The sequence below is a fragment of the Dinoroseobacter sp. S76 genome, assembly GCF_049801095.1.
Taxonomy (GTDB): Bacteria; Pseudomonadota; Alphaproteobacteria; order Rhodobacterales; family Rhodobacteraceae; genus Dinoroseobacter.
This window is the reverse complement of sequence record NZ_JBNAGH010000001.1, coordinates 210677-226435: the sequence shown is the minus strand read 5'-3', so window position 1 is coordinate 226435 and position 15759 is coordinate 210677. Positions and strand designations below refer to the sequence as shown.

Sequence of the window (15759 nt, the reverse complement as noted above, 5' to 3'; positions counted from 1 at the left end):
GTATGACATGTGTGAAGGGCTAGCCTCCGTCGCCTCCAGCGGACTCCGTCTTTTCGAAGCGGATTTCATAGCTTGCCCCTTCGACAAACTCGCGGTTGATCACCGCTGCGTATTTGCCGTTGAGCTTGATCGGATCGGTCTCGATAAAGCCGCTGACCTCGGTCACAGTGCGGCGGTTGCGCATCTCGCGGCCCTCGGTGACGATCAGCGGTTGCGTCTCACCCAGTGAGACGAGGGCCTGAAGTTGCCGCCGGTCAACCCCTTGGGACACAAGGTAGTTCACTGCGCGATTCGCCCGAGCCCGGCCCAGACGCTGGTTATAGGCGGCGCTTCCGACCAGGTCGGTATGGCCAAAGACCGAAAAGCGCAGCTCGGGGAACTGCTTGATGAAACGTGCCTGAACATCCAAGGCAGCCCTCGCCTCTGCGCTGAGCGTGGATTGGTTGAAGGCGAAATTGATCGTGCTGGGCACTTCGCGGGCAAAGCGCTGGGCGAGGCTGACCGTGGCCGAGATCTCACCGGTTTGCACGAGCGTGTTGTTCAGGGTCGGGGTGCCGAAGCCGCCCTCGTCAATCTGACTGCCGATCTCGGCGTTCGGGTTGGCGCAGGCAGCGAGGGTGAGGCAGGCGGCTGCAGCGACTAGGCGGGTGGGGCGAGAGCTCATCGGATCACTCCATCACATAGCCATAGGACCCCGAGAAGTCCTGTTGCGCCACTTCGCCGGCGGCGCCGCGCCGGGGCGTGCGGTCGCTGACAAGCTTGCCGTTGAGGAAGAACTCCCGCTCCGATGGGATGCGGATCCGGTCCGTGGGGAGCACCAGTGCCTCGCCCCGGGTCGGGCTGACGAGATGGGCAGTGACGATGATCACCAGCTCGGACTGGCTGCGGGCGTAATCCGCGCTGCGGAAGAGGGCGCCGAGCACGGGAATGTCACCCAGCCACGGCACCTGTCCGGCGAAGTCGCGGAAGTCGTCTTCGAGCAGACCGGCGATTGCGAAACTGTCCCCATCGCGGAGCTGCACGGTCGTGTTCGTTTCGCGGCGGCTGAAGCCTTGAACCGTCAGGGAGTCGGTGATGATCGAGGCCGAGGAATCCAGGGCCGAAACCGCTGCGGCGAGCTCCAGATTGATGACCTTGTCTTCGAGTACCGTCGGGATGAAGTCGAGCTCCACACCGAAGGGTTTGTAATCCACCGAGATCCCGCCATCGCCATCGGCGACGGGGATCGGGTACTCGCCACCGGCCAGAAAGCTCGCGCCCTGACCGGAGAGCGCGGTGAGGTTCGGCTCGGCCAAAGTGCGCACGACGCCTTTGCTTTCAAGCGCTTCGAGCAGAATGCCGAGGCTGACATTGCCCAGGTTGAAGCCCAGACCGATGCTGCCTGCCGCTTCCGGGTTGAGGTTCAGGATCGTGGAATCGCCGCCGCCGATCGGCTCGCCCGGTGCGATTGCGCCAGAGCCCAGACCGATGGAGAAGGCGCCATCGCTGCCGTTGAAGACGGCGGTCATGCCGTTGGAGAGCTGCTTGCTGACCGAGCGCTGCATCTCAGCGAAGCGGACCTTTAGCATGACCTGCTGGGTGCCGCCCACGGTCATCAGGTTCGAGACCCGGTCCGGCGCATAGCGCTGCGCCAGATCCAGCGCGCGGTCGAGTGCGATCAGGCTGGAGGCCGTGCCGCTGAGCACGATGCCGTCATTGGCCGTGCGCACTTCGATCGCTTCATTGGGCAGGATCTGCTGCAGGCGTTCCTTGAATTCCGCGATATCCGGGGTGACCTGCACATCCACATTGGTGATCAGGCGCCCATCGGCCCCAAGAAGCGTCATGGTCGTGCGCCCGGCGGATTTGCCCAGGACATAAATGCTGCGATCCGAGAGGGTGGCGATATCCGCGATGCCAGGATTGGCGATGGACAATTCCGCGAAGGGAATGTCGCTTTCGACCACAACGGCGCGGTTCAGAGGCACCTGCAAGGTCGAGGTTGCCTGCCCCTCCTGGACGCGGAGGACCTGTGACATCGCCGGAGCGCTGCCGAATGAAATGCCGAGAGAGAGGCCCAAAAGCCCCGCGCTGACCCAGTTTCTCAACGTCATGTGATCCTGCCTCTATGACCACTCTATATCTGGGGTCTGACGCCCCTTATCCCGCCACCATGACGGATCTTGCGCTTTTTGGCAAGAATCATGCGGTTAGAGGCCAGTCCTGAGACAAAGACCGGAGCGCAAGGCTCCGGTGGTGACTATTATGCAACTGTTAACCTTTGAGGCACAGGTCAATTGGTGCAGGGGATGGGGATCTCGACCACTTCCGAGCCGCGGCGGGTGCGGATGGTGCAGACCTCTTCGACCTCGGCGCGCTCAACCACCTTTTCCTCTTCGATGATGCCGAGAAGCTCGTTCTGGTCGATCTCGATCGAGCCGGTATAGGCCTCATCCGCGGCTCCCACGAGGGAGAGGGACAGGCTGCCCGTCCTCTGGGCCTGGGCGAGGCCAGCGACCTGTTTCGGGTCAGCCTCGACCGTGACCGTGCGGGCGATGGTGGGGGCGGTGCGATCCATATCCGCATTCTGGTCGATGCCGATGATCTGCATGCTGGACTGGATGAGCTTGGTGACTTCCTGCCCTTTGGCCGTGCCGCTCCAATAGACATCAATGCGGTCGCCGGGGCGCAGGAAGCCCGAGACGCCAGAGGTCACGTTCACGCTGATGGCGAAGGCCCGCATGCCCTTGCTCAGCCGCGAAGAGACGCCCGCATCTTCGCCAGGTTCGGTGACCTTGACCGCGAGGACGGGCTCATTGGCCTCCATCGCGCGCGTGGCGGTGCGCAAGCGGCCCTTCTCGTCGGGGAAGAGATCGGTCTCGGTCAGATAGGCGCCTTCGGGCACAGCGTCCTTGGGCCAGCTGACCTTGCGCACATCTTCCTTGGTGATCTTCTCGCCATAGCGGATGGGCTTGTCCATCACGAAGACCTCGACAACATCGACAGCCTTGGCGAGTTTCTGCTGCTGTTTGGCGACCACGGTCTGATACTGATCGAACCGGTCCTTTGCCATCATCACGGCAAAACCGGCAAGACCGACCCCGAGGATCAGGACGAGTCCGAAAATCAATCGCATGATACGCCTCCGCATTGCTCAGGCCGGATAGGCCAACCAGATGTTCTTGTGCCTCAGGCTGGACCTGGGACCGCGGCATGGCTCAATTGCGGCCGTTTTGTGGCCAGAGAGCGGCCCGCGCGGGCAGGGCGGGGCCGGAGCGAGTGGGAAAGGCCGCGTCCCGTGACGCGGCCCTCTACAGGCGCCCGGAGGGCTCTTAGTCGACCGGAGCCGCTGCCGGGAAGGACGTGTTGATCTGGTCGGTTTCGAGCTGGGTGTCGATATCGCCGGACAGGTTGGCAATACCACCGGAAACAACGCCGTAGACGGCAATTCCGAGGCCCACGATAGCCGCCGTCAGCACGACCCAGTCAACCGTAACAGCACCGTCTTCTTCGGTGCGGAAAGTCTTGGCAAGCTTGAACAGTTTCATTGTTTTGTTCCTTAGGTTCTTTTGATGTCAAACCGTCACGACGCCTGTGTGGTGTTCGTTTCGATGGTCTCAGTGTCCGTTTCAAACAGGGCGGCAATGTGGTCTGTTTCGGGTGATTGCCGGTACGTTTCTGAGCAATTGCAAATGATTTACGCAGAGTTTGAGGGAACACGGGGCCGGGACCGCCGGCATGCAAAGGGCAAAAGACCGCGCGTATCGCGCGGTCGCCAGTCTTGTCAGGTCGCGCTTAGTCGACCGGGGCTGCAGCCGGGAAGGATGTGTTGATCTGATCCGTCTCGAGCTGAGTGTCGATATCGCCCGAGAGATTGGAAATCCCACCGGAGACAACACCGTAAACGGCGATGCCCAGGCCCACGATGGCCGCGGTCAGAACGACCCAGTCCACGGTGACAGCACCGTCTTCTTCGGTGCGAAAGCGATGTGCGAGCTTGAAGAGTTTCATCTTTTCAGTCCTCCAAAGGATCCATGTGTCTTCAGTACCGAACCTTTTGGGGCGGGATGGCCCATGGGGCCGACCGGGGCTCCGTCTCGGTATGGAAACACTCTGTTCTCAAAATGGGACCAAATTTGGTCCGCGCTTCGGCCATGTCGGGACCGTTTTGCGGGAAGGACAGGGCAGGGTTGCTGCGTGGATCGTGCCCGATCCGACCCTAAAACCCTTGTTTCCTGTGTGTTTGTCGCCACAAGCCTCGCCTCACATGCCGCTGGAGTGCCATTTTCCAGCGCCAAGGATCGCGCGGGCAGGTTAACACTTCGGAAAAACACGAGCGGTGAAAATGCCAGGATTTTTCGAAACCAAGGCGCGTATTGCATGCGTTTGTCTGGCTGCGCTTGGCGTCGGCCCTGCCTTCGCGACGCCGGAGGCTGTCCGGATGGCGGAGCTGAGCGCTGAGGAGCCGACCCCGCCCGGCGGCTTTACCTTCAAGAAGATCGCGCCGCCGCCGCCCGGGACCACGCGGCGGATCACCATCCAGATCGCGCCACGGCCGGATCCGGCAACACAGCCTCCGCCTGCAGTAACACCGTCCGGGGCCTTGCCCGAAGAGTTGCCCTTTCAACGGGCCTTCTGGGAGGCGACGGGCACGGATCTCGCCGGGGCGGGCCCCGCGCGGTTTCTCGATGCGGCGGAGTTTGTGGCCCGTCCCGACAATGCTGGCCCCGCCGCGCCAAGCCTCGGCGCGCTTCAGGCGCTGGCCGCCCGGCATGGGCGCACGATCCTTGCCGAGACCATCGGCACGCGGGTGTCCCCGGCGCTGGTGCTCTCGGTCATGGTGACGGAATCCTCGGGGCGCAGCGAAGCCGTCAGCTCAGCGGGCGCGCAAGGCTTGATGCAGCTCATCCCCGCCACCGCCGCCCGCTTTGACGTGGAGGACCCGTTCGATCCGGCCCAGAACATCGCCGGGGGCGTGCGCTATCTCGACTGGCTCATGGGCACGTTTCAGGGCGACGCGATCCTGGCGCTGGCCGGGTACAATGCGGGGGAGAATGCGGTGAAAGGGGCCGGGGGCGTGCCCGCCTATCCCGAGACGCGCGCCTATGTGCCCAAGGTGCTCGCGGCCTGGCAGGTGGCACGGAGCCTCTGCGCCACGCCGCCGGATCTGGCCTCGGATGGATGTGTTTTCACGACCATGGCCGCGAACTGACGCGCGTCAGACCTGAAAGGCGTCGGCCCATTCCGGGTGCTTGCGTCGCTCGGCATTCACGAAGGGGCAGAGCGGCACGATCTTGACCCCCTGCGCCCGGACATCCTCGACCATGAAGGCCACAAGCGCATGGCCCGCCCCGGTGCCGCGCATCGCCTCGGGCACGCCCGTATGGTCGGCGATGATGGTGTGCGGCGATGCCACGGAAAACGTGACCTCCGCCTCGGCCCCATCGCGGCGCAGCACATAGCGCCCTTTGGAGCCGTCCAGTTCCTTGGTGATCACACCGTCGGACACGCGCTCAGACGAGGGTCGCGTCTGTCGCGGCGCGCAGCTCGTCCTCGGTCACGCCCTCGGCGCATTCCACGATCGTGAGGCCGCCATCGACCACATCGAGCACACCCAGATTGGTGATGATCCGGTCGACCACGCCCTTGCCGGTCAGGGGCAGGGTGCATTCCTTCAGAAGCTTCGTCTCACCGCGCTTGTTGGTGTGATCCATCACGACCACTACGCGACCGACACCGGCCACGAGATCCATCGCGCCGCCCATGCCCTTGATGAGCTTGCCCGGGATCATCCAGTTCGCCAGATCGCCGTTCTCGGCCACTTCCATGGCGCCAAGGATGGCCATGGCGATTTTGCCGCCACGGATCATGCCAAAGCTCTGGGCGCTGTCGAAATAGGCGGTCTGCGGCAGCTCGGTGATGGTCTGCTTACCTGCGTTGATCAGGTCGGCATCTTCTTCGCCCTCAACGGGGAAGGGGCCCATGCCGAGCATCCCGTTTTCCGACTGCAGGGTGACAGTGACGCCTTCGGGGATGTAGTTGGACACCAGGGTCGGAATGCCGATCCCGAGGTTCACATACATTCCGTCCTGCAGCTCCTGCGCAGCGCGCGCCGCCATTTGGTTGCGGTCCCATGCCATCGTCGGCCTATCCTTTTCTAGTCGTCACGCGCCCGCGGGCACGTCAATAATCACAACGGTCCCGGCGGCCCCGCGGACATAGGTCAGCGTGCCTTCGAGACTATCAATTAGTTCGGTGGCGATACGCCCGCCGAGGGTTTGGGTGCTGGGGATCGGAAGATCGCTGGGAATGCCGATGCCGTCATCGGAGACCACCACGCGGAACCCGCCTTCGGTCAGGGCGATGACTTCCATCCGGACGGTACCCGCATCCAGCCCGACAAAGGCATGCTGGAACGCGTTGGTCAGAACCTCGGAGACGATCAGCCCGGTGCGCGTCGCGGTCTCGAGCGTGGCCTCGAACCGGCCCACATCGATGGAGAATGCAACGCCCGGCCGCCCGTCGGAATGGGCAATCGCGTTGGCCACACGGGTCAGGAAGCTGCCCATGCTGATGCCTTCCTTATAGGCATCGCGATCCGAGAGCCGCATCTCTTCGTAGAGAAGCTGCAGGCATTCGATCCGGCGGGCCAGGGCGGCAAAACCCTCTTCCGAGGCCATCTTGTTGGACTGGTCGCGGATGATGTCGATCAACATCGACAGATCCTGACGCACCCGGCGCTGCACCGCGTTGAGCTGTTTCTCGATGCTCAGGGTCGAGCTGTCGATATCCCGGTCCGACATCGCCTTCTGGATGCCGATGAAATAGTGGCAATGCCCGTCCTCGGACTTCACCGGCGCGATGATCAGCCGGTTCAGAAACGGCTCGCCACTGGCGCGGTAGTTGAGGATATCAACCGTGACATCCTCCTCGCGTTCGATGGCGCGGCGCAGTTTGGCCACATCGGCCTCATCGGTCATGCTGCCTTGCAGGAACCGGCAGTTCCGTCCGATGGCCGCAGTGCGGGAATACCCGGTCACCCGCTCGAACGCGTCGTTCACGTAAACGATCGGGTTGTCATGGATATTGGGATTCGTCAGCACCATGGCCACACGCGCACGCGAAAACCCCGCCAGGGCCTCGCGGTCGTCCAGAACAGTTCCCAGTGTGCGTGGCTTCATGTTTACCCCCCTTAGGCGGCGCGCGTTGTCCGTTGTTCGATCCGCTTTTCGTGCTCGCCCTGGATCAGACGGTGCACGTAAATGCCCGGAAGATGGATCGAATCCGGATCGAGCGTACCGGTCGGCACAATTTCCTCAACCTCGACGACGCAGACCTTACCACACATTGCGGCGGGTGGGTTGAAATTGCGCGCAGTCTTGCGAAAGACCAGATTTCCCGTCTCATCGGCTTTCCAGGCCTTCACGATGGAGAGGTCGGCAAAGATGCCTTCTTCCATGATGTAGGTCTCGCCGTTGAAGTCTTTGTGCTCTTTGCCCTCGGCAATCACGGTGCCCACGCCGGTCTTGGTGTAAAAGCCCGGGATCCCGCAGCCACCGGCCCGCATCCGCTCGGCCAGGGTGCCTTGCGGGTTGAACTCGATCTCGAGCTCGCCGGACAGGTATTGCTGCATGAAGAGGTCGTTTTCCCCCACATAGGAGGACATCATCTTGGCGACCTGCTTGGTCTGCAGCAGAAGGCCCAGCCCGAACTCGTCCACACCGGCATTGTTGCTGGCGATGGTCAGACCCTTGATGCCGCTATCGCGGACCGCCGCAATCAGAAGTTCGGGGATCCCGCAGAGGCCAAATCCCCCTGCCGCGATCAGCATGTTGTCAGACAGGAGCCCATCGAGCGCTTCGGCGGCCGACCCGTAAATTTTCTGCATTGGTGCATCCTTCGAAAAACTTGCCCATGTTCTGCCGCTGCAGAGCAGCAGTGTCAATCAAACGGACCGGCAGAATCGGGGATTCTGTCTGTTGCGACTGACGGGCAGGCCAGAGCCTTGCCCTCTATTTCGCAGACGCCTTTTTCGTGGTCGTTTTCTTCTTGGCCGCGGGCTTCTTGGTGGTCTTTTTCTTGGCCGGAGCCTTCTTGCCGGACTTGGCCAGACGCTCCGCGATCAGCTCGACCGCCTTTTCCATGGTGACATCATCGGGTTCGATCGTGTCAGGGATGGTCGCGTTGACCTTCTCCCATTTCACATAAGGCCCGTATTTGCCCTTCATGATGTTGACCGGGCCGCCTGCCTCGGGATGCTCGCCCAGCTCCCGCAGGGGTTTGGCGGCGGCGCCACGGCCACCGCGCGAGGCGACCTTCTCGGCCAGAAGCTGCACCGCGCGGTTCATGCCCACGGTCCAGACCTCGTCGATCCCTTCGAGATTGGCATTGGTTCCGCCCCGGTTGGACGTGCTGTCCGCGTGTTTGAGGTAGGGCCCATAGCGCCCGATATTGGCCCAGACCGGTACGCCATCCTCCGGGTGCAACCCGATCTGCCGTGGCAGGGAGAGCAGCATCACCGCCCGCTCCAGCTCCAGCTCCTCCGGTGCCCAATCCTTGGGGATCGACTGGCGCGGGGGCTTCTTGTTCTCTTCGGTCACGGCGCCGCGCTGGACATAAGGTCCGAAGCGCCCCTTGAAGACGCGGATCTCGTCGCCGCCATCCTCGCCCAGAAGCTTGCCTTCGGGCGGGATCGAGCTGGCCTCTTCCATGCCCGGCGGGCCGAAGGGGCGCGTATAGCGGCATTCAGGATAGTTCGAGCAGCCGATAAACGCCCCGCCGGAGCGCGCCGTTCGCATGGAGAGCTGTCCCATGCCGCAATTCGGGCATTGTCGGGGCGGGCTGCCATCCTCGCGCGGCGGGAAGAGGTGGGGGGCCAGGACTTCGTTGATCTTCTCGAGCACATCGGTGATGCGCAGCTCGGCGGTCTCGGCAATGGCCGCCGAGAAATCGCGCCAGAACCGGTCGAGCACGTCCTTGTAGTTGCGGTCCCCGGCGGAGACCTCGTCGAGCTGGTTTTCCAGATCCGCCGTGAAATCGTAGCCGATATACTTGCGGAAATAGTTGGTCAGAAAGACCGTGACGAGCCGGCCTTTGTCCTCGGGTCGCAGCCGGTTCTTGTCCTTGATGACATAGCCTCGGTCCTGGATCGTCGTCACGATGGAGGCATAGGTGGACGGGCGCCCGATCCCGAGCTCCTCCATCCGCTTGACCAGGGTCGCTTCGGTGTAGCGGGGCGGGGGCTGGGTGAAATGCTGCTGCCCGAAGACCGCGCCGTTCTCCGACAGAAGGCCGCCCGCATTGCGCTGCATGCCGCCTGCGGGGGCTGCGGTCTCGATCACCTCGCTGCTGCTCTCGCCCGCTTTGGCGAAAACCGCGTTGAGCCCACCCGCATGGAGCGGCGCGGCATCCCCCTGCGAGATCTGCGGCAGGCGCTTGTCATCATCGCTGGTGCTCTCGTCGTCGCGACCCTCGGTATAGATCTTCATGAAGCCATCAAAGACCACGACCTGACCGGTCGCGCGCAGCTCAACCTGGCCATCGGGCGCGCCGATCTCCACCGTGGTGCGCTCCAGCTTGGCCGCGGCCATCTGGCTCGCAAGCGTCCGCTTCCAGATCAGGTCATAGAGCTTGCGCTGATCCGGCTCGGTGACCTTGAGGTCGTCGGGCGCGCGGCCCATCTCCGTGGGGCGGATGCACTCATGCGCTTCCTGAGCGTTCTTGGCCTTGTTCTTGTAGATCCGCGGGCTGCCGGGCAGGTACTCGGCCCCGTAGCGGGTCTTGATCGTGTCGCGGGCATCGGTCACGGCCTCCGGGGCCATGTCGATCCCGTCGGTCCGCATGTAGGTAATGTAGCCCGCCTCATAGAGCCGCTGGGCCGTGGACATGGTCTGCCGCGCGCCGAAGCCGAACTTGCGGCTCGCCTCTTGCTGCAATGTCGATGTCATGAAGGGGGCGGAGGGGTTCCGGGTGCCCGGCTTGGCCTCGACCGACGTGACGCTGAGGCTGCGGGAGGTCACCGCTTGCACCGCCAGCTCAGCGGCCTCAGCCGTGGCCAGATCGAACCGGTCGAGCTTCTTGCCCCCGAGGGAGGTCAGCCTTGCCTCATAGGCCTGGCCGCGCGGTGTTTCGAACACGGCGCGGACGGACCAATATTCCTTGGGATCGAAGACTTCGATCTCCATCTCGCGCTCGACGATCAGGCGCAGGCAGACCGACTGGACCCGGCCCGCGGATTTCGCACCCGGCAGTTTGCGCCAGAGCACGGGCGAGAGGTTGAACCCCACGAGGTAATCGAGCGCGCGGCGGGCGAGATAGGCCTCGACCAGCTCCATATCCACGTCGCGCGGGGCCTTCATTGCCTCGGTCACGGCGGTCTTTGTGATGGCGTTGAAGACCACGCGGCTGACATCGGTGCTCTTCTTGATCGCCTTGCGCTTGGTGAGCGCTTCCTGCAGGTGCCAGCTGATCGCCTCGCCCTCGCGATCGGGGTCGGTTGCGAGGATCAGCGTGTCGTCATCCTTGAGCGCATCGGCGATTGCCTTGACGTGTTTCTTGCTGTCGCTGGCGACCTCCCAGAGCATCTCGAACCCGTGCTCGGTATCCACCGATCCGTCCTTGGGCGGCAGATCGCGCACATGCCCATAAGAGGCCAGAACGGTGTAGTCGTTCCCGAGATATTTGTTGATTGTCTTGGCCTTGGCGGGCGACTCGACGACGACAACGGGCATGCGATTTCCTGAAAATTCGGTCTGGGCGGTTGCGCGCAAGATGTGGAGGCTTGCCGTTGAATGTCAATGCCGGGCGGGTTGCGCAACGGTCGCATGGGCGGTCCGCTGCCGCGAAAGCACAGCCCGGCGGGTTCAGCCGCGCAGGCTCAGAAAGCCCCCGGGGGCGCGGGTGATCGTGCCGGCCATCTCCAGCTCGACAAGGGCGGCATTCACCGGTGCGGCGGGCAATCCTAGCGCGCGGATCACCTGGTCCTCGGGCAGGGGGGCGGCCCCGAGATGGGCGAGAATCCGGCCGCGCAGCTCATCCATGGGCGGCGTCTTGAGCGTCATCGGGGCCATGGGTTCGGGGGCCAGGGGCAATTCCGGCTCGGCAATGCTGGGTGGCAGGGCCTGAAGGATGTCATCGGCATTGCGCACAAGCGTCGCGCCATCGCGCAGAAGCTGGTTGCACCCCGCCGCCCGCGCATCGAACGGGTGCCCGGGGGCGGCCATCACCTCGCGCCCCTGGTCTGCCGCATCCCGTGCCGTGAGCAGGCTGCCGGACTTGACCGCCGCCTCCACCACGACCACCGCGCGGGCCAGGCCCGAGATCAGGCGGTTGCGACGCGGGAAGTGTCGGGCTTGCGGCTGCATCCCCATGGGTTGCTCCGAAAGGATCAGCCCGCTCTCGGCGATCTGCTTGTAAAGCTTGAGGTTTTCTTGGGGGTAAATGACATCAACACCGCCGGCCACAACGGCGATCGTGCCCGTCTCGAGTGAGGAGTCGTGAACCGCTGTGTCGATGCCCCGGGCGAGGCCGGAGACCGTAACCAACCCCTCCGCCGCGACCCCCTTGGTGAGCGATCGTGCCAGGCGCATGCCCAGAGCCGAGGCGTTGCGGGCGCCCACAAGTGCGAGGCTCGGCGCCTTGAGGAAGTCGAGATTGCCCAGACACCACAGCAAGGGGGGCGCATCATCAATCTCGGCCAGAATGGGGGAGTAGAGCGTGCCACCGAAGGCTGCGAGCCGCGCGCCCTTCTTGCGTCCAGCGGCATATTCCTTCTCCGCCCGGTCGCGGGGGATCAGCTGGTAATCCTTCAATCCGGCGGAGGCCGTCACCTCCGGCAAAGCTTCCATCGCCGCGCGGGCAGAGCCATGTTCAGACAGCAGCTTGTGAAAGGTCACGGGGCCGATCCGGGGACTGCGCAGCAATTGCAACCAGTCCAGAGCATCTTCGACAGAAGCGGGGGCGGCGTAGTCTGTGCGGACGGGAATGTCCGGCGCGATATCCTTGGCCATGGCTCAAGCGTCCTCTTGGCAGAAGGTCTGCCCGACGCCTGTTTCACGGGAAGACTGGATCAGACGAATGCCGGGAGGGGTTGCCTGCGCCCCAAGTCTGAGGTGGTGCGAGGGTGGGTGGGTCGACAGAGACACAAGGCACCCGGCATCCGCCTGATCTGGAGCCAGATTGCCCTTACGAATCTTAACGTTGAGTAAAAACTTTCCAAAAATCTGCTTTGAAAGTCACTTTTTCGCCCAGATCTTTTTTGCCGCGATTTTTTGGCTCAGGTGGCGGAGCCTCCGACGGTCAATCCGCCGATCATCAGGGTCGGCTGACCCACCCCCACGGGCACCCATTGGCCCGCCTTGCCGCAATTGCCCATGCCCGGATCGAGCGCCATGTCGTTGCCGATCCCGCGCACATGTTTCATGGCCGTGGGACCGTCGCCAATCAGGGTCGCGCCCTTGACCGGCTCGCCCACCTGGCCGTTCCGGACCCGGTAGGCCTCGGTGCAGGAGAAGACAAATTTGCCGCTGGTGATATCCACCTGCCCGCCGCCAAAGCCCACCGCATAGATCCCGTCCTTGAGGTCGGCCACGATATCCGCCGGGGCCGCGTCGCCGCCGAGCATATAGGTGTTGGTCATGCGCGGCATGGGGATATGGGCGTAGCTCTCGCGGCGCCCGTTTCCGGTGGGCGATACGCCCATCAGGCGTGCGTTCTGGCGGTCCTGCATATAGCCCACGAGGATCCCGTCCTCGATCAGGACCGTCTTGCCCGAGGGCGTGCCCTCGTCGTCCACCGTGAGTGAGCCACGCCGGTCCGGGATCGTCCCGTCATCGAGCACGGTGACGCCGGGGGCGGCCACGCGCTGTCCCATCAGCCCGGCAAAGGCCGAACTTTCCTTGCGGTTGAAATCGCCTTCGAGCCCATGGCCCACGGCCTCGTGCAGCAGGATCCCAGGCCAGCCCGGCCCCAGCACCACATCCATCACGCCCGCGGGTGCAGGCTCCGCCGAGAGGTTCACCACGGCCACCCGCAACGCTTCGCGCGCCGTGTCCTGCCAGTGATCCGCGCTCATCAGGCTGGTCAGCCCGTAGCGCCCGCCACCGCCCGCAGAGCCGCTCTCGCGGCGGCCATCCTGCTCGACGATGACCGAGATGTTGAGCCGGGTCATGGGGCGCACATCGCGGACCCAATGTCCCTCGGGGCGCAGGATCTCGACCTCCTGGATCGAGGCGGCGAGCGAGGCGGAGACCTGCACCACCCGCGGATCCAGCGCCCGGGCAAAGGCATCGATCTCCCGCAGGGTGTCGATCTTGACCCCGAAGGCCGCGCCGTCCATCGGGTTCTCGTCCGTATAGAGCTTTTGGTTGGTGGCCTGGGGCGGGGCGGCCATCACGCCGCCGCCATCGCCCACGGCCAGTCGCGCGGTGGTTGCAGCCCGGCGCAAGGCTTGCTCTGACAGCTCGGTGGAATGGGCATAGCCCGCCGTCTCGCCGCGCACCGCGCGCAAGCCGAACCCCTCGGAGGCGTCGTAATTGGCTGTCTTTATACGACCATCGTCTAAGAGCAGGGATTCGGAGCGCCGCCGTTCGAGGAACAATTCGCCGTCATCGGCCCCTGCAACGGCCTCCCGCAGGATCGAGAGCGCAATCTCGCGGTCCAGCGCGGTGTCGAAAGGACGAAATGCAGTGTCAGCCATCGGAGGATTTCCTTGATCCATGTCAAATCGCGACAGGAGAACGCAGGGCAGGTTCTTGTCTGGGCCATTCATATATGGTTCACACGGATGCAGGACACAACGGCATACCAGAGCAGCTGCTCTTCATGCTGGCGCGCTGAGGCGCATCGACCAGACAACAGGAGCGGCATCGGCCGCGACAAGACAGGAAACGACCAATGGCAAACATGACCCGGATGACCGGCGTTCTGGCGGCTGCAATGACCGCAATTGGCGCGCCCGCCCTGGCAGATAACCGCGAAGGCATGGAGATTATCGGCCAGCCGCTGCCCGGCGGGGTCGGCTTTCAGCCCGCCGCGACCGAGCTGGCACGCGAGCTGCAATGGCTCGACGGGCTGCTGCTCGTCCTGATCACCGTGATCGTGCTCTTCGTGACCGCGCTGATCGCCTGGACGATCATCCGTCACAACGCCAAGGCGAACCCGACCCCGGCCCGCTTCAGCCACAACACCCCGATCGAGGTGACCTGGACAGTCGTTCCGATCCTGATTCTGGTCTTCATCGGGGCGTTCTCGCTGCCGGTGCTGTTCAAGCAGCAGGAGATCCCGGAAGCGGAGGTGACCATCAAGGCAACCGGCTACCAGTGGTACTGGGGCTATGAGTATCCCGAGCATGATTTCGGTTTCGAAAGCTTCATGCTGGATCGCACCGCGCTTGCGGAATACGGCTACTCGGATGAGCAGTACCTGCTGGCCACCGACACCGCCGTGGTTGTCCCCGTGGACACCACCGTCGTGATCCAGGTGACCGCGGCCGACGTGATCCATTCCTGGACCATCCCGGCCTTCGGCGTGAAGCAGGATGGCGTCCCCGGACGTCTGGCCGAGCTGTGGTTCTCCGCCGAGAAAGAGGGCATCTATTTCGGCCAGTGCTCCGAGCTTTGCGGCAAGGACCACGCCTATATGCCGATCACCGTGAAAGTGGTCAGCAAAGAGGCCTATGCCCAGTGGCTCGACACCGCGATTGCCGAGTATGACGGCACGCCGCGCACCGTGGATTACGCATCGCGCTGATCCTTTGCCCCGGGGCGCCTGGCGTCCCGGTCCTCCGGCTCTGCCGGTCCATGACGACATGCCAGTGGATGACTCGAACCCATGAGTGACGCCAGCTTTGACAGATCCGCCCCCCTGAGCGGCGAAGGCAGTTTCGGAGACTATTTCGCGCTGCTGAAACCCCGGGTGATGTCGCTCGTGGTCTTCACCGCGCTGGTCGGCCTGCTGATTGCGCCGGTCTCGGTCCACCCGATCGTCGGCTTTTGCGCGATCCTCTTCATTGCCATCGGGGCAGGGGCCTCGGGCGCGCTGAACATGTGGTGGGACGCGGATATCGACGTCATCATGAAGCGCACCGCGCGCCGCCCGGTCCCGGCCGGGAAGGTGCAGGCGGGCGAGGCGCTGGCCCTGGGGCTCGGCTTGTCCGGCCTGTCGGTGGTGATGCTGGCGCTGGCCACGAACCTGCTGGCTGCGGCTCTGCTGGCCTTCACCATCTTTTTCTATGCCGTGGTCTATTCCATGTGGCTCAAGCGCTCCACGCCGCAGAACATCGTGATTGGTGGCGCGGCGGGCGCCTTTCCTCCGATGATCGGCTGGGTCGCGGCGACGGGCTCGATCAGCCTCGAAGCTGTCCTGATGTTCGCGCTGATCTTCATGTGGACGCCGCCCCATTTCTGGGCGCTGGCCCTGTTCATGAAGGCCGACTACCACGATGCGGGGGTGCCGATGCTGACGGTCACCCATGGCCGCAAGGTCACCCGGACCCACATCCTCGTCTACACGATCCTGCTGGCCCCTGTCGCGCTGGGCCTCGCGCTCACCCCGGTGGCCGGGCCGCTCTATCTGGCGACCGCCGTAATCCTGAACGCGATCTTCCTCAAGGGCGCGGTGGATATCTGGCGTCGCGACGAGACCGCCGCCGAGGCGGACAACTACGCGACCGAGAAGAAGTTCTTCAAATTCTCGCTTCTGTATCTGGCACTGCATTTCGGAGCACTGTTGGTCGAGGGCATCCTCACCCGCAGCGGGCTCTGGACCATGGGAGGGTAAGGC

Annotated in this window: 15 protein-coding genes; 3 read left to right on the top strand and 12 right to left on the bottom strand. The window is 63.8% G+C overall.

Translation table 11 applies throughout. From position 1 onward, the window contains the following. Positions 1 to 19 precede the first annotated feature (19 nt). The 5 genes from ACP153_RS01155 to ACP153_RS01135 form a co-directional block, all read right to left on the bottom strand. Complete coding sequence (locus ACP153_RS01155; protein WP_424969130.1) at positions 20 to 664, bottom strand: OmpA family protein; 645 nt, start codon at positions 662 to 664, stop codon at positions 20 to 22. 4 nt (positions 665 to 668) lie between these two features. Beyond that, positions 669 to 2093, bottom strand: coding sequence for a type II and III secretion system protein family protein (locus ACP153_RS01150; RefSeq protein ID WP_424969129.1), 1425 nt, complete (start codon positions 2091 to 2093; stop codon positions 669 to 671). 179 nt (positions 2094 to 2272) lie between these two features. Further along, entirely contained in the window at positions 2273 to 3115 is an 843-nt protein-coding gene (cpaB, locus tag ACP153_RS01145) for a Flp pilus assembly protein CpaB (RefSeq protein ID WP_424969128.1), read from the bottom strand. A 196-nt stretch (positions 3116 to 3311) separates the two neighbouring features. Beyond that, positions 3312 to 3527 carry a pilus assembly protein gene (locus ACP153_RS01140; RefSeq protein ID WP_424969127.1) on the bottom strand — a complete coding sequence of 72 codons (216 nt, stop codon included), beginning with the start codon at positions 3525 to 3527 and terminating at the stop codon, positions 3312 to 3314. A 247-nt stretch (positions 3528 to 3774) separates the two neighbouring features. Next, on the bottom strand, positions 3775 to 3990 hold the full coding sequence (locus tag ACP153_RS01135; RefSeq protein WP_424969126.1) for a Flp family type IVb pilin: 216 nt from the start codon (positions 3988 to 3990) through the stop codon (positions 3775 to 3777). 430 nt (positions 3991 to 4420) lie between these two features. Here ACP153_RS01135 and ACP153_RS01130 point away from each other — a divergent pair, with 430 nt between their 5' ends. After that, positions 4421 to 5191 (top strand): lytic transglycosylase domain-containing protein, encoded by a 771-nt coding sequence (locus ACP153_RS01130; protein ID WP_424969125.1) that lies wholly within the window; start codon positions 4421 to 4423, stop codon positions 5189 to 5191. 6 nt (positions 5192 to 5197) lie between these two features. Here the strand turns inward: ACP153_RS01130 and ACP153_RS01125 are convergent, their stop codons facing one another. The 7 genes from ACP153_RS01125 to tldD form a co-directional block, all read right to left on the bottom strand. Continuing rightward, entirely contained in the window at positions 5198 to 5488 is a 291-nt protein-coding gene (locus ACP153_RS01125; RefSeq protein ID WP_424969124.1) for a GNAT family N-acetyltransferase, read from the bottom strand. Between the two features lie 4 nt (positions 5489 to 5492). Then, positions 5493 to 6119 (bottom strand): 3-oxoacid CoA-transferase subunit B, encoded by a 627-nt coding sequence (locus ACP153_RS01120; protein ID WP_424969123.1) that lies wholly within the window; start codon positions 6117 to 6119, stop codon positions 5493 to 5495. Positions 6120 to 6143: 24 nt separating this feature from the next. Next, complete coding sequence (locus tag ACP153_RS01115; RefSeq protein ID WP_424969122.1) at positions 6144 to 7160, bottom strand: PAS domain-containing protein; 1017 nt, start codon at positions 7158 to 7160, stop codon at positions 6144 to 6146. An 11-nt stretch (positions 7161 to 7171) separates the two neighbouring features. Then, on the bottom strand, positions 7172 to 7867 hold the full coding sequence (locus ACP153_RS01110) for a CoA transferase subunit A (RefSeq protein ID WP_424965410.1): 696 nt from the start codon (positions 7865 to 7867) through the stop codon (positions 7172 to 7174). Positions 7868 to 7991: 124 nt separating this feature from the next. After that, positions 7992 to 10709 carry a type I DNA topoisomerase gene (gene topA, locus ACP153_RS01105; RefSeq protein ID WP_424969121.1) on the bottom strand — a complete coding sequence of 906 codons (2718 nt, stop codon included), beginning with the start codon at positions 10707 to 10709 and terminating at the stop codon, positions 7992 to 7994. 132 nt (positions 10710 to 10841) lie between these two features. After that, positions 10842 to 11987, bottom strand: a complete 1146-nt coding sequence (dprA, locus tag ACP153_RS01100) for a DNA-processing protein DprA (protein ID WP_424969120.1) — start codon at positions 11985 to 11987, stop codon at positions 10842 to 10844. 266 nt (positions 11988 to 12253) lie between these two features. Next, a complete protein-coding gene (gene tldD, locus ACP153_RS01095; protein WP_424969119.1) occupies positions 12254 to 13675 on the bottom strand; it encodes a metalloprotease TldD in 1422 nt (473 codons plus the stop codon). A gap of 206 nt (positions 13676 to 13881) precedes the next feature. On the opposite strand from tldD, the gene coxB reads away from it, so the two are divergent. Together coxB and cyoE are read left to right on the top strand one after the other, a co-directional pair. Further along, positions 13882 to 14727, top strand: a complete 846-nt coding sequence (coxB, locus tag ACP153_RS01090) for a cytochrome c oxidase subunit II (RefSeq protein WP_424969992.1) — start codon at positions 13882 to 13884, stop codon at positions 14725 to 14727. 81 nt (positions 14728 to 14808) lie between these two features. Then, positions 14809 to 15756 carry a heme o synthase gene (cyoE, locus tag ACP153_RS01085; RefSeq protein ID WP_424969118.1) on the top strand — a complete coding sequence of 316 codons (948 nt, stop codon included), beginning with the start codon at positions 14809 to 14811 and terminating at the stop codon, positions 15754 to 15756. Positions 15757 to 15759: the final 3 nt, after the last annotated feature.

What these genes read in the sequence shown, in the direction of transcription:
- ACP153_RS01155 (WP_424969130.1), bottom strand. Translation starts at nt 664, where the DNA reads ATGAGCTCTCGCCCCACCCGCCTAGTCGCTGCAGCCGCCTGCCTCACC.
- ACP153_RS01150 (WP_424969129.1), bottom strand. Translation starts at nt 2,093, where the DNA reads ATGACGTTGAGAAACTGGGTCAGCGCGGGGCTTTTGGGCCTCTCTCTC.
- cpaB (WP_424969128.1), bottom strand. Translation starts at nt 3,115, where the DNA reads ATGCGATTGATTTTCGGACTCGTCCTGATCCTCGGGGTCGGTCTTGCC.
- ACP153_RS01140 (WP_424969127.1), bottom strand. Translation starts at nt 3,527, where the DNA reads ATGAAACTGTTCAAGCTTGCCAAGACTTTCCGCACCGAAGAAGACGGT.
- ACP153_RS01135 (WP_424969126.1), bottom strand. Translation starts at nt 3,990, where the DNA reads ATGAAACTCTTCAAGCTCGCACATCGCTTTCGCACCGAAGAAGACGGT.
- ACP153_RS01130 (WP_424969125.1), top strand. Translation starts at nt 4,421, where the DNA reads ATGGCGGAGCTGAGCGCTGAGGAGCCGACCCCGCCCGGCGGCTTTACC.
- ACP153_RS01120 (WP_424969123.1), bottom strand. Translation starts at nt 6,119, where the DNA reads ATGGCATGGGACCGCAACCAAATGGCGGCGCGCGCTGCGCAGGAGCTG.
- ACP153_RS01115 (WP_424969122.1), bottom strand. Translation starts at nt 7,160, where the DNA reads ATGAAGCCACGCACACTGGGAACTGTTCTGGACGACCGCGAGGCCCTG.
- ACP153_RS01110 (WP_424965410.1), bottom strand. Translation starts at nt 7,867, where the DNA reads ATGCAGAAAATTTACGGGTCGGCCGCCGAAGCGCTCGATGGGCTCCTG.
- topA (WP_424969121.1), bottom strand. Translation starts at nt 10,709, where the DNA reads ATGCCCGTTGTCGTCGTCGAGTCGCCCGCCAAGGCCAAGACAATCAAC.
- dprA (WP_424969120.1), bottom strand. Translation starts at nt 11,987, where the DNA reads ATGGCCAAGGATATCGCGCCGGACATTCCCGTCCGCACAGACTACGCC.
- tldD (WP_424969119.1), bottom strand. Translation starts at nt 13,675, where the DNA reads ATGGCTGACACTGCATTTCGTCCTTTCGACACCGCGCTGGACCGCGAG.
- coxB (WP_424969992.1), top strand. Translation starts at nt 13,882, where the DNA reads ATGACCCGGATGACCGGCGTTCTGGCGGCTGCAATGACCGCAATTGGC.
- cyoE (WP_424969118.1), top strand. Translation starts at nt 14,809, where the DNA reads ATGAGTGACGCCAGCTTTGACAGATCCGCCCCCCTGAGCGGCGAAGGC.